The organism is Pseudolysinimonas sp. (genome assembly GCF_039912695.1).
Classification (GTDB): domain Bacteria; phylum Actinomycetota; class Actinomycetes; order Actinomycetales; family Microbacteriaceae; genus Pseudolysinimonas_A.
In genome coordinates this window covers 77,743-90,828 of sequence record NZ_JBDSPJ010000012.1, presented here as the reverse complement: position 1 = coordinate 90,828, position 13,086 = coordinate 77,743, and the positions used below count along the sequence as shown (strand labels likewise).

10 protein-coding genes are annotated in these 13,086 nt (G+C 65.7%); 3 read left to right on the top strand and 7 right to left on the bottom strand.

What is annotated here, in order from left to right; all coding sequences use genetic code 11:
* Window positions 1–15: 15 nt before the first annotated feature.
* The 5 genes from ABIR17_RS03800 to ABIR17_RS03780 all read right to left on the bottom strand — a co-directional run bounded on the left by ABIR17_RS03800 (window position 16) and on the right by ABIR17_RS03780 (window position 6,851).
* Complete coding sequence (locus ABIR17_RS03800) at window positions 16–1,455, bottom strand: GH1 family beta-glucosidase (protein WP_348003030.1); 1,440 nt, start codon at window positions 1,453–1,455, stop codon at window positions 16–18.
* Window positions 1,455–2,324: a carbohydrate ABC transporter permease gene (locus tag ABIR17_RS03795; protein WP_348003029.1), complete on the bottom strand. Its 870-nt coding sequence runs from the start codon at window positions 2,322–2,324 to the stop codon at window positions 1,455–1,457. Before ABIR17_RS03795 ends, ABIR17_RS03800 begins: the two co-directional genes overlap by 1 nt.
* Entirely contained in the window at window positions 2,321–3,382 is a 1,062-nt protein-coding gene (locus ABIR17_RS03790; protein ID WP_348003028.1) for a sugar ABC transporter permease, read from the bottom strand. Before ABIR17_RS03790 ends, ABIR17_RS03795 begins: the two co-directional genes overlap by 4 nt.
* Window positions 3,383–3,473: 91 nt before the next feature.
* On the bottom strand, window positions 3,474–4,775 hold the full coding sequence (locus tag ABIR17_RS03785; RefSeq protein ID WP_348003027.1) for an ABC transporter substrate-binding protein: 1,302 nt from the start codon (window positions 4,773–4,775) through the stop codon (window positions 3,474–3,476).
* 180 nt (window positions 4,776–4,955) lie between these two features.
* Window positions 4,956–6,851 (bottom strand): MDR family MFS transporter, encoded by a 1,896-nt coding sequence (locus ABIR17_RS03780; protein WP_348003026.1) that lies wholly within the window; start codon window positions 6,849–6,851, stop codon window positions 4,956–4,958.
* 130 nt (window positions 6,852–6,981) lie between these two features.
* On the opposite strand from ABIR17_RS03780, the gene ABIR17_RS03775 reads away from it, so the two are divergent.
* Window positions 6,982–7,812, top strand: a complete 831-nt coding sequence (locus tag ABIR17_RS03775; protein WP_348003025.1) for a M15 family metallopeptidase — start codon at window positions 6,982–6,984, stop codon at window positions 7,810–7,812.
* Between the two features lie 7 nt (window positions 7,813–7,819).
* Here ABIR17_RS03775 and pgm read toward each other — a convergent pair whose 3' ends face one another.
* The gene (gene pgm / locus ABIR17_RS03770; protein WP_348003024.1) at window positions 7,820–9,433 is read right to left on the bottom strand and encodes a phosphoglucomutase (alpha-D-glucose-1,6-bisphosphate-dependent); all 1,614 of its coding nucleotides are present in this window, start codon (window positions 9,431–9,433) and stop codon (window positions 7,820–7,822) included.
* A gap of 82 nt (window positions 9,434–9,515) precedes the next feature.
* Between pgm and ABIR17_RS03765 the strand changes: the two genes are divergently transcribed.
* Window positions 9,516–11,735, top strand: a complete 2,220-nt coding sequence (locus ABIR17_RS03765; RefSeq protein WP_348003023.1) for a hypothetical protein — start codon at window positions 9,516–9,518, stop codon at window positions 11,733–11,735.
* A gap of 12 nt (window positions 11,736–11,747) precedes the next feature.
* On the opposite strand, the gene ABIR17_RS03760 is transcribed toward ABIR17_RS03765, so the two are convergent.
* Window positions 11,748–12,089 (bottom strand): nuclear transport factor 2 family protein, encoded by a 342-nt coding sequence (locus tag ABIR17_RS03760; RefSeq protein ID WP_348003022.1) that lies wholly within the window; start codon window positions 12,087–12,089, stop codon window positions 11,748–11,750.
* A 35-nt stretch (window positions 12,090–12,124) separates the two neighbouring features.
* Between ABIR17_RS03760 and pheA the strand changes: the two genes are divergently transcribed.
* Entirely contained in the window at window positions 12,125–13,072 is a 948-nt protein-coding gene (gene pheA, locus ABIR17_RS03755) for a prephenate dehydratase (RefSeq protein ID WP_348003021.1), read from the top strand.
* The last annotated feature ends 14 nt before the right edge of the window (window positions 13,073–13,086 follow it).

Here is a 13,086-nt window from a genome sequence, read left to right as displayed (position 1 = left end):
GTGGCGCGCCGATCGTCACGGCGCGGCCTTGGGCGCCAATTCGACGCTCCGACTCGCAGCAATGATCGCCGCGAAGGTGAGCCCCGAGTCTTTGACGGTGCGCTCAAGGGTGTCGTAGTTGACGTGCACGATGCCGAAACGCTTCTCGAAGCCCCAGGCCCACTCGAAGTTGTCCATCAGCGACCACGCGAAGTAGCCGCGAACGTCAACACCGGCCGCGATCGCTTCCGCGACGGCTTGGATGTGGGTCTCGAGGTAGGAGACGCGTTGGGGGTCAGCGACATGTCCGTCCGAAGGTTCAGGGTCGTCGTAGGACGAGCCGTTCTCAGTGACGTAGAGCGTGGGCAAATTCGGATACTCAAGCGTAAGGCGCTCAAGCAGGATGCGCAGACCGTCGGGATTGACCTCCCACCCCATCGCGGTGCGAGGCAGACCGCGGGACGGGAAGGTCACGAACTCCGACCCGACGAACGGCGACTTGAGCGGTTTCGTGACCGGGGTAATCGACGGCGGTTGGTTCGGTGGCAGCGCTCGCCCCGAGACCTGGTCGTCGTGGTAGTGGTTCACCCCGAGGAAGTCGATCGGCTGCGAGATCGTCGCGAGGTCGCCGTCGTGGATGAGGGACTCGAAGTCGTACTCCGCGACATCCGACACGAAGTCGGTCGGGTAGGCGCCCAGCAGAATCGGCTCAAGGAACGCACGGTTCCACAGGGCATCCACCCTGCGGGCCGCGTCGAGGTCTTCGGCCGACGACGCGTCGTACGGCAGAGCGTTGGTGAGGTTCAGCGTGATGCCAAGCCGAGCGGCCCCCGCCCCACGCAACGCCTCGACCACGAGTCCGTGAGCGAGATGCTGGTGATGGAGCGCTCCGAGGGCCGCCCGGGGTTCTTGACGACCGGGAGCGTGCTCGCCGCCCGCGTAGCCGATGAAGGATGAGCAGAACGGCTCGTTGAACGTCGTCCAGTCGTTGACGCGGTCACCGAGAACCTGGTGCACGCCGAGCGCGTAGTCGAGAAAACGCTGCGCGGTGTCGCGGTTTGCCCACCCGCCGGTCTCTTCAACGGTTTGCGGCAGATCCCAGTGATAAAGGGTTAACCACGGCAGGATGCCGGCCGCGAGGAGTTCGTCGACCAGCCGCGAGTAAAAGTCGAGGCCGTCGCGGTTGAACTCGCCGTCATCCGGCTTGACCCGTGCCCAGGAGACCGAGAAGCGGTACGAGTCGAGACCGAGTCGGGTCATCAGCGCGACGTCTTCCGGCATCCGGTGGTAGTGGTCGACGGCACGTTCGGGGGTGTCGCCGTGGGCGACGTTTCCCGGGACGCGCGCGAAGGCATCCCAGATCGAGTCGCGTTTGCCGTCTTCGTGGGCAGCACCTTCGACCTGCGCGGCAGCGGTTGCTGCGCCCCAGACGAAGCCATTCGGCCAGCGGAAGCCGGCCGGAAGCGCGAGAGTCATCAGCCCTTCACCGCCCCCGCCATGATGCCGGAGACGAGTTGGCGACCGGCGACGATGAAGAGGAGCAGCAGCGGGATGGTGGCCAACACGGCGCCCGCGAGCACGACCGTGTAGTTCACATACCTCGCCGACTGCAATTGACTCAGAGCGACTTGCAGCGTTGGATTCGACCCGGCGACGATCAGCGGCCACAGGTAGTCGGTCCAGGCGGTCATGAAGGTGAACAGACCGAGCACCGCCATCGCGGGGCGCGCGGCAGGAAGGCCGACGTACCAAAAGGTACCGATGCTGCTGGCGCCGTCGACGCGGGCCGCTTCGATCAGTTCGTCGGGAATCACATCGACGAGGTACTGACGCATGAAGAACACGCCAAAGGCGGTCACAAGCGTCGGCACGATGATGGCGCCCAGTGACCCGGTCCAGCCGAACTGCTTCATCAGAATGAACAACGGGATGATGCCCAGTTGGGTGGGGATGGCGAGCGTCAGCACCACGAACAGCATCAGCCCGTTGCGGCCACGGAACTTGAGCTTCGCAAACGTGTAGCCGGCGAGGGTCGAGAAGAACAGAACCGAGACGGTGATCGCGCTGGACACGATGATGCTGTTGCCGAGCGCCTTCCAGAAGTCGATCGTGGCGAAGACCTCGGAGGCGTTCTGCCAGAACTGACCGCCCGGGAGCAGCGGCGGATACGGCAGGGTCAGAACACTGTTCGTGCTCGATCCGGCCACGAACGACCACCAGAGCGGATACGAGCTGCCGAGGAACCAGGCGAGCAACAGTCCATAAACCAAGAAGCCAGGGCGCGAACCCTTGATGGCGTGGTGCCGGGGACGCTTGGTGCGGGTGCGATCGAGCGCTGTGGTCATGGGAGACGCTCCAGGTGGTTCTGCGCAACGGGTGGGACGGCATCCTGCTGCGTGGCGCGGTACTTCGCCAATCGTCGGGACGTACGAGTCTTCGTCATCTTGGCCTCGCTTGACGCGATGCCCCGAGAGAGGAAGTAGTTGATCAGGCCGATCAGGACGATGATCATCAGCAAGATGAATGCGATTGCCGCGGCTCGACCGAAGTGATCTTGGTTAAAGGCCATATTCCAGATGTAGAGGGTGGTCGTTTCAAACTGGTGATACACACCACCCGGGTAGGCGAGGGTGGCCTCGAATAGCTTCGGTTCGGTGAAGATCTGGAGTCCACCGATGGTTGCGGTGATGAGCACGAAGATGAACGTCGGGCGGATGCTGGGCAACGTCATCGAGAAGAAGCGGCGGAAAGCCCCGGCCCCGTCAAGGGCGGCCGACTCGTAGATGTCGCGGGGGACAGCCTGCATCGCGGCGAGCAGGATGAGGGCGTTGTAGCCGGTCCAGCGCCAGTTCACCATCGTTGCGATCGCGAAATGGCCGGCGAACGTGTCGTGCTTCCACAAGACCGGATCGAGCCCGATTGACGTGAGCAGGTTGTTCACGAGGCCGTACGTCTCCGAGAAGATGCTGCTGAAAATGAGGGCGACCGCGGCCGGCGTCACGACGTAGGGCAGCAGCACGCTGAGACGCCAGAAAGTCTTGGCGCGCAAGTTCTGGTCGAGGACGGCGGCGATGAAGGTTGCGGCGACGAGTTGGGGGATCGCTGACAGCAGGAAGATGCTGAAGGTGTTGAAAATCGAGTTCCAGAACCCCGGGTCTTGGAACTCGCGGATGTAGTTCTGAAAACCCCAGACCTGGCCCTGACCCTTGAGTAGGTCCCAGTCATTAAGCGAGACCACGAAGGTGTACAGCAGAGGGAACAGCCCGACGAGCGCAAAGAGGATGAAGAACGGCGCTACGTACAGGTAGGGCGAGTACTTGAAGTCTGCATAGTGTCGGCGCTGGCGCCAGGTGAGGCCAGGTCGCGCCGCGCGGGGGCGGTCGGCTTCAGCAGTGCGTGTCATCTTCGGTCGTTTCAATCTGTTCCGAGGCGAAGCCCCCAGGGGCGGTGCCGCTCCTGGGGGCTTCGCGATGGTGTTACTGGTCGGCTAAAGGTCAGCCAAGCAGCTGGTGCAGCAGGTCGATCGCCTGGTTCCAGGTGGTCTCACCGTCAGCCGTGCCGGCGTCGAGCGCCGAGCGCGGCGGTCCGAAGACCTGCTCCTGGATGATCGCGTCATCCGGACCCTTGAACTGTGCGACGACACCCGAGGCGCGCGATCCGAGGATCGTGCCGATCGGAGCGTTGTTGAAGAACTTCGACAGGTCGTTCGGTCCGGTGACACCCGGGTCGGTCTGAGCAGCCTTGACGCTCGGGAAGGTTCCGGCTGCCTGGAAGGCGGCCACCTCCTGAGGCGTGTCGGTCAGCCAGGCGGCGAGCTCAGCGGCTTCCTTCGGGTGCTTCGACGTGGTGGGAACCGTCAGGAACGTGCCACCCCAGTTGGCGTAGCCGCCGGGGAAGACATCCGCGAAGTCCCAGCCGGAGGTGGCGCTTCCGCCGCCGGCCTCAGTCTTGCCCTTGACGACACCCAGCATCCAGCCGGGGCACATGAAGACAGCGAAGGTGCCGTCGACGAACGACGCGCCTCCACCCCAGTCCCACTGAGCCGAGTTGGCCGAGAGTCCGGCCTTCTGCGCGTCGGCGAGCTGCAGCCAGAAGCTCTTCAGCGTCGCGTTGTTCTCAATGTTCAGGGAGCCGTCCTTCTTGTAGTAGCCCTCCTTCTGTTCGTTCACAAACGCGTTCCAGACGAAGCCACTCTGGTCGTAGAAGGCCTTGCCCGTGGCGGCGTGGTACTGCTTGCCAACCTCGAAGAACTTGTCCCACGTTGCGGTCGCGCCGCCGAACAGCGCTGCGACGTCGGCACGATCGGTGGGCAGGCCAGCGGCGGCGAACAGCGTGCTGTTGTAGCAGAGGCCCTCCGGTCCGATGTCGGTGCCGTAGCCGATGACGCGGCCCTTGGAGTCGGTCGCCTGACCGACCTTCCAGTCGACCCAGCGGCTGGCGAGGTCGGTTGCGCCGTAGTCGCGCAAGTCGGTGAAGGTGTCGGAGACCTCCATGACGGAGCCGAGCCAGCCTTCTTCGACGGCCTGGACGTCGGGCAGGCCACCAGAAGCCTGCTTCGTCTTCCAGTCGGTGAGCGCGTTGCCACCGGTGTCGATGTTGGTGGCCTTGATGGTGATGTTCGGGTGGTCCTTCTCGTACTGCGCGTAAAGCCCGTCGAGTCCCATGGTCCCGAAGGTGGTCACGGTCAGTTCGATCGGCCCGTCACTGGCGGCCGGCTGTGAACAGCCGGTCATGACGAGTGCGAGAGAGGCAGCGCCGGCAACGGCGACTACCGCAGTGCGTCGTGAGAGTCTCACGGTCACTCCTTTGTGTGCGTGGATGAGGGTGTGTGCTACCCGTGGGAGCGGTCCCACGGTGGCCGTGGGAGCGCTCTCACGAACTGGCGTCACTGTAGGCACAGCGCATCCACCGTGTCAACAGCAAAGGGCCGCCGATCAGAGGAATCCCTGTTCGGCGGCCCTTTATTTGCGGGCGGGTCAGCGGCGTGACTTTGTCGGTTCGGGCTCATTCGGATCGTAGGTGGGGATGGATCCGGTTCCCGGCTCGAGCATCGCTCCGGTCTGGTCGGCGGCCCGCTGAGCGAGCAGCGCGGCGTCGGCATCCGCCGATTCTTCCATCGCTGACTTGGCGCGAAGCGGCGGCGTCTTGAGGAAGAAACTGAGCACGAATGCGACCAGGACAACAACCAGGCTTACCCAGAAAACCGTCACTGCGGCGCTCGCAAAACCGTCGAGGAAAGGTGCCGTCAGGTTGTGATCCGCGCCGTTCAGGAACGACGTGTCGCCGTCGAGGCTGCTGCCCGCCGATGATCCCGTGCCGTTCGCGAGGGCATCCTGAACCTGGGGAACGAGTTTGTCGACGATCGACGCACGAGTCGCGTCGTCGCCCAGATCGACGCCGGCCGGCAGCTGCGAGATCACGGGGTTCACGATGTTGTCGTAGACGTTGGTCATGATCCCCGCGTTCTGCGGAGCCGATGAAACCGCCGGGTCGAGCGCGGCATTCAGCGCGTTCGTCAAAGTCTGGGTACGCCCGAAGGCGGCCTGGATCGCGTCGGGGATCCGCGCGAACAGCACCGAGAACAGGATGGCGACCCCCAGCGTTCCCCCGATCTGCCGGAAGAACGTCGACGACGAGGTCGCGACCCCCATCTCGCGAGGCCCGACGGAGTTTTGACTGGCGATCGTGAGCGTCTGCATCAGCTGGCCCAGGCCGAGGCCGACGAACAGCATGCCCACCATCATGAAGATGACCGGCTGATCGGCTGACGAGAAGGTGAACCAGAAGAAGCCGAGGGCCATGAATCCCGAGCCGAGGGTCGGGAAGATCCGGTACTTTCCGGTCCGCGCGATGACCTGACCGCTGACGATCGAGGCGATCATGAGACCCAGGATCATCGGCAGAAGCAGCAGACCGGTCGTCGTCGGAGTGGTGCCGTAGACGAGCTGCAGGTAGAGCGGCAACGTCATCATCGCGCCGAACATGCCGAACCCGACGAGGACGCCGAGCACGGTGGCCATCGAGAACGTCGGGTGCTTGAACAGCCGCAGGGGGATGAGCGCCGCGTCACCCATGAGGCGTTCGACGACGACAAAGGCGATCAGTCCGAGCCCGCCGACGATGTAGCAGGCGAACGCTAGGGGCGAACTCCAGCCCCAGTCGCGACCGTTCTCCGCCACGAGCAGCAACGGAACCAGGCCCACGATGATTGTGAACGCTCCGAACCAGTCGATCCGTGCGCTGTGTCGCGTGTGCGGCACGTGCAGGAAGCGCCAGACGAGGGCGAGGGCGACGATGCCGATCGGGATGTTGATCAGGAACACCCAGCGCCAGCCCGTGATGAAGAGAATCTCGGGGGTGCCCGCGAGCAGGCCGCCGATGAGCGGGCCGAGCACGCTCGACGTCGCGAACACTGCAAGGAAGTAGCCCTGGTACTTGGCACGCTCACGCGGAGCGAGGATGTCGCCCATGATCGCGAGGGGAAGCGCCATCAAGCCACCGGCACCGACGCCCTGAAGGGCACGCCACCCGGCGAGCTCGTACATCGAGTGCGAGAAGCCCGCGAGACCCGATCCGATGAGGAACAGGACGATCGCGAAGATGAATAGCTGGCGCCGTCCGAAGATGTCGCTGAGCTTGCCGTAGATGGGCGTCGTCACGGTCGAGGTGATGAGATACGCCGTCGTGACCGAGGCCTGAAGTGCGAGGCCGTCGAGGTCGTCGGCGATCGTGCGTATCGACGTCCCCACGATCGTCTGATCGAGCGAGGACAGAAACATCCCGGCCATCAGTCCGAAGATGATGAGCAGGATCTGCCGGTGCGAGAGCATCGGCTTCTGCGCCGCGGGCGCAGTGACTTCAGTGGCGGACATGGGTCCCGTTCGTGATCTGTGGTGGCTGTGTGCAAAGAATATTGCGGAGACTGCAAATTTACTCCTCACGCCGACACCGAGCAAACTGTGGCTCGCGAATGGTTCGGCGAGCGATGCGTAAACTAACCCGGTGACTGGCGAACCCATGCTCCGCGTGCGACACCGGGGACCCACAAAGCAGCAGATCCGCAACCGCCGGATTGCGGTCGTCGTCGTGCTGGTGCTCTTCGTCGCTCTCGTCGCCGGCGCAATCGTGCTGTTCGCCCCGCGTGGATCCGCGCCCGTGGCCGACCCGTCGGAGACTCCGACCGCGAGCGAGCCCCCGGTGCCGACGCCAACCCCCACTCCGACGCCGACCTTCCCGGTCGACAAGTACTCGCACGACGACCCGAACAGCATCTGGGTGGTCGTCAATAAGACTCGGCCGCTCGACCCCGCCGACTACGCCCCCACGGACCTGGTCGTGGTCAACATCCCCGGCGGGGGGCAGCTTCGGGCGGAAGCGGCCGCGGCCATGCAGTCGCTGCTCGCCGAGTTCACCGCCGAGACCGGCCTGTCGATGTCGTCAATGTCGTCGTATCGCAGCTATGCCCGCCAGGTGGACGTCTACGCCGGCTGGGTGTCATCACTCGGTCAGGCGGGCGCTGACCAGACCAGTGCCCGACCCGGCTTCAGCGAGCACCAGACCGGCTGGGCAATGGATATGGGCGCGGTGCCCAGCACCTGCGCGGGCAAGCAGTGCTTTGCGGACACGCCGCAGGGGCAGTGGCTCGCGGCGAACTCCTGGAAGTTCGGCTTTGTCATCCGCTACCCCGACGGCAAGACGCCGATCACCGGGTACGAATACGAGCCGTGGCACGTGCGCTACATCGGGATCGAAGCCGCGACCGAGATGCACGACACCGGCGTCACGACGCTCGAAGAGTTCTTCGGCTTCCCCGCGGCACCCGACTACAACTGATAACGGTTCAGGAGCCGAGGGCGGCATCGACGATCGTCTTCGCCTCGGCCTGCACTTCGGCCAAATGCTCGGGTCCCTTGAACGACTCGGCGTAGATCTTGTAGACGTCTTCGGTGCCCGACGGCCGCGCGGCGAACCAGGCGTTCTCGGTAACGACCTTCACCCCGCCGATCGCGGCGCCGTTGCCGGGAGCCGTCGAGAGGCGGTCGGTGATCGGCTCGCCCGCGAGAGAATCTGCCCGGATGTCGGCGCCGCTGAGTTTGCCGAGCCGCGCCTTCTGCGCCGGTGAGGCTGCGGCATCCACTCGGGCGTATGCGGGTGAGCCAAACTCGGCGGTCAGTTCGGCGTAGAGCTCCGAGGGCGTTTTGCCGGTCACCGCACGGATCTCGGCCGCGAGAAGGGCGAGCAGGATGCCGTCTTTGTCGGTCGTCCACACCGAGCCGCCGAGCTCGAGGAACGACGCTCCGGCCGACTCTTCGCCGCCGAAGCCGACCGAGCCGTCGATCAGCCCCGGAACGAACCACTTGAAGCCGACCGGCACCTCCCAGAGCCGTCGGCCGAGCGACGCCGCGACCCGGTCGATCATTGTTGACGACACGAGTGTCTTGCCGATCGCGGCGTCCGGCCGCCATCCCGACCGGTGCGTGTACAGATACTGGATCGCGACCGCCAGGTAGTGGTTGGGGTTCATCAGCCCGCCGTCGGGGGTGACGATGCCGTGGCGGTCGGCATCCGCATCGTTGCCGGTCAGCAGGTCGAAGTCCGCCCGACGGGCGACGACGGATGCCATGGCCGACGGCGACGATGGGTCCATGCGGATCTTCTCGTCCCAGTCGAGAGTCATGAAGCGCCAGGTGGGGTCGACGGTCGGGTTCACGACCGTCAGATCCACGTCATAGCGCGAGGCGATCAGCGCCCAGTAGTCGACGCTGGCACCCCCCAGCGGGTCAGCGCCGAGGTGCAGTCCGGCGTTCTTGATCGCCGCGAGGTCGAGAACGTTCTTCAGATCGTCGACGTACTCGGGGCGGTAGCCGTAGCGGTCGATCGAACCCGTCCCGCCGACCTTCACATCGCGGTTGCCGCCGGCGATCAGGTCGTTCGCGCGCCCGGCGATCCAGCCCGTCGCATCCGAATCCGCCGGACCACCGTGGGGCGGGTTGTACTTGAAGCCGCCGTCGCGGGGCGGGTTGTGGCTCGGCGTGATGACGATTCCATCGGCCTGAGCTCCGCCGACTTTCAGCGAGCGATTGAACCGGATGATCGCCCGCGACACAGCGGGGGTCGGCACCCAGCCGTCTTCGGCATCCACGATCGCGGTGATGCCGTTGGCGGCGAGAACCTCGAGCGCCGTCGCCTGGGCGGGGGCGGAGAGTGCGTGGGTGTCGGCGCCGACGAAGACCGGACCGGTGATTCCCTGGGTCGCGCGGTACTCGACGATCGCCTGGGTGATCGCCGCGATGTGGGTCGAGGTGAAGGCTCCGTCGAGTGACGAGCCGCGGTGCCCGGAGGTACCGAACACGACAGGCTGATCGGGCGCGGCGGGGCCGTCGTACGCCGCGAGCAACGCCGGGATGTCGACGAGGTCGCTCGCTTGGGCGGGGGTTCCGGCGCGATCCATCATCCTGTGATCCTTCCATGCGACGACCGCTGTGGGCTTGGTGCGGCCAGCTTCGAGAATTTGTCATTCGCGCTACCCTGCGGGGGTGACAGAAACCGCCCCCCACCCCACGATGCGCTACGCCACCCGGGGTGTCGCCCAAGCGCACTCGAGTTTCGAGCGGACCACGCGCGGGTCGATCCGGTCGTCGACGGCCTGGCTTGCTGCGGCTGTGCCCATCGGTATCGGCACCGCGCTCGCAGCCGTGATCGCGCTGTTCGCGCAACTAGGTCAGGCCTCCATTGTGAATGGTCGCTTGGATGTTCTGGGCACGGCGCCCATCTGGTGGGCAGTCGCCAGGCTCGCCATCGGCGTGCTGCTCATCCTCGGCGTTACGGCAGGCGTGGCGGCGGCGACCAGAGTGGCTCGCGACTTCGTGGATCGTCGCCAGCCGAGCGCCCGCCGCGCGTGGCGCGAGACGCTGGCCGCCATCCCCCTTCTGATGGTGGTGGCAGTGGTCGCCAGTCTCGGAGGGGGCGCCATCGCGCTCGGTGCGTCCACCGCGCTGGCTCTGGTCGGGCCACTCGTGGTGGTCGGTCTGCTGGTCGTGGCCATCCTGGTTGTGGTCGGTGTGGCGATTCTTGCTCCGCTCACCTTGGCGTTACCGGTTGATGCGCTGGAGGGCGGCGGAGTGCGCGCGCTGCCCCGCACGTTCGTGGTCGCGAAGCGCTACTCCCAGATGACGCGGGGACGAGCGCGCCCGCGAGCGACCCTGACACTGTTGCTCGGTCTGGCCGTGGCCGATCTCGCAATTTCGGCCCCCTGGGGCGGTTCGCTCCTTCCCGTCGCACTCGTGACCTTTGGTGTGACGATCGCCGTGGTGGCGTGGGCCGTGTTGGCGGCTGGGATCTGGACGGGTGTCGCGGCCGACGGGCTGGAGGCTCTCGATCGGCTTCCCGTCGAGGGGTCATGGACTCCGGTACCGGGCGCGCCGCGCCGACTGCTGCTGGCGGTGGGCGCGCTGGCGCTCGCCCCGGTGCTCACGGCAGGGACGCTCGCCATCGACCCGATCGGGGTCCCCCGGGTTGAGGCACAGAATCTGGCTCGCGTGCCGATCGGGGGCCCGGAGATCGCGCCCTTCGGTGACGGCGGCGTTGCCGTCTTGAGCATGCGCGGCGTCAGCGGGTTCGGAGCCGACCTCAGCCTCTGTCGGTCAGGGGGTTGCCGAACTCTCGAGTTGCCCGACGTTTTCACGATCGCGATGAGCTCGACTCCGGAGGGCGACCTGGTGTTCGCCCACTGGCGACGCACCCCGGCACAGCCGGAACTCGTGCTGACTCGGCTCACGCCATCCGAGGTCGACGCGTTGGTCGACGACCTCCCTGGGAAGGATGAACCCGACCATCGCGTCGACTCGCGGTACATCGGTGAGGACGACGGTCCGGGGGCAACCGTCGTGATCGCGCGGTACGACGGCGAGTTCCCCGACTCTTATAACCAGGACGTCACGGGGCAGCACACCACCATGGTCGCCGTCGACGCCACGGGGTCGACGCCGGTCGTCGCGTCGCTCGAGGCCTTTCCGAAGGTGGAGGAACACCAGAGCCAGAACGATCAGACGCCGACCCTCTCGGTCTACAGATGCGAGGACGCGGCCTGCACCTCGGCTTCCACGGTCGGCGCGACGAGCCTGACCTGGTCTCCAGCAGTCAACGGGACAGGTCCCACGCTTTTCGACATGGCGGCTGACGATGATCGCGCCGCCGTGGGGTTGTCGTCGTACTCGGCGTCCGACGAGCCCATCCGACTATTCACCTTCGCAGACGGCACCGAGCCGACCGTATCGTCGATCGCAGAGCCCGTGCCGGACACCACCGTTGTGAGCGACGACAACGCCGGGCTTTCGGTCGCGCTTCGTCCGGATGGCCTCGCGACGTTGCTCTGGCGGCTGCCGACGACGTCGTCGTTCTGGCTCTCGAGTTGCCTGGATGAGCGCTGCACCGACTCGACCGACGTCGAAATCGACCCCGGTCTTCCGACGAGCAAATACGGCCCTCCCCCTGCGCTCGCGATCGATTCCTCCGGTCGGCCGCTCGTCGCCGTCGCGACCCCAGATGACACACTGGCGTTGATCGATTGTCTCGACGCCGCGTGCCAAGAGATGAAGCGCACCGAGCTCATCGACATCGTCTGGCACGGCGCCCCGATCGGGCTCGCGCTCGATGGTGACCGTCCGATTCTGATCGCCGACGGAGCGGACCCGACGCCCTCGACACTTCGACTCCCGAGTCAGGTGGTGCGCTGTCTCGAGGCCCGCTGCGGCTGAGCCGCAACGGACTTAGGGAGCGATCTCCACCCGGGCAATCAGGTTGTCGACCAGGGTGAAGCGAAAGGTGCTCGTGCCGTTGAAACCGCCGCCGGTGACGTCGATGGTCACTACCCAGTCGTCACCATCGGCCCGGACGGCGGCTACAGCGAGCTGAGCCTTGCGACCGATGTTGTCTGACTCGTCCCAGTCCGCGATGCCGTCTCGACCCTCGAACACCTTTCCCCAGTCGACCAACACCGCGTCGGGGGCAAAAGTCGCGACGAAAGCGTCGTGGTCGCCCGCGTTGGTCGCGTCGACCAAGCTTTTGATGGTAAGAGGCAGTCGTTTCACTCCGGCGGGGGTCTGGCTCATCCGGCAAGTCTCGCAGCCTCGGTAGGCTCGCAGCCATGGTTGATCGCGCCGCCCCCGATAGCTACAGCTACCTCGGGCCTGCCGGCACCTTCACCTGGATGGCTCTCACCCAAGTACCCGAGGCGCAGGGCGCGACCTGGCGCAGCGTCAACAACGTGGGCGAGGCACTCGACGACGTGGTGTCGGGTCGGAGCGTCGGTGCGGTCATCGCGATCGAGAACAGCGTCGAGGGTGGCGTGAGTGCCACGCAAGACGCGCTCGCCAACATCCCCGGCCTGCGCATCACGGGTGAGTACCTCGTTCCCGTGAACTTCTCGCTGGTCGCCCGACCCGGAACCACCCTCGCGGACGTGAAGGTTATCGCCGCTCATCCCGTCGCCTACGCGCAATGCCACCTGTGGCTCGACGCGCAGCTGCCCGACCACGAACACCTCCCGGCGACCTCGAATGTGAGCGCGGCATCCGGCCTGCTCGAGAACCAGATCGCGGATGCAGCGGTCGCTCCGCCCCGGATCGAGAAGGAACTCGGCGTTGTTGTGCTTGCTGACGGAATCGGGGACAACCCGAACGCCGTTACCCGGTTCGTGCTCGTGTCAGCCAGCCACGCGATCCCGCCAGCAACCGGTGCCGACAAGACCAGCGTCATCGTGGAACTGCCCTCCGATGCACCCGGCGGCTTGGTCGAGATGCTCGAGCAGTTCGCGACCCGCGGCGTCAACCTGAGCCTGCTGGAGTCCCGGCCGATCGGGGATGCCCTCGGTCGGTACCGCTTCGTCATCGATCTCGACGGCCACATCCACGACGAACGGGTCGCCGACGCCCTGCTCGGCCTCAAACGGTTCAGCCCGAATGTCATGTTCCTGGGCTCGTACCCTCGAGCGGACCGGCAGAACGTCGAGGTGCGTCCCCGATACGGCGACGATGTCTTCGTCGAGGCACGCGACTGGCTGCGCGACATCCTCTCGGGAGAGCCGGAGCGGTAGGAGAAAGGGCGAAC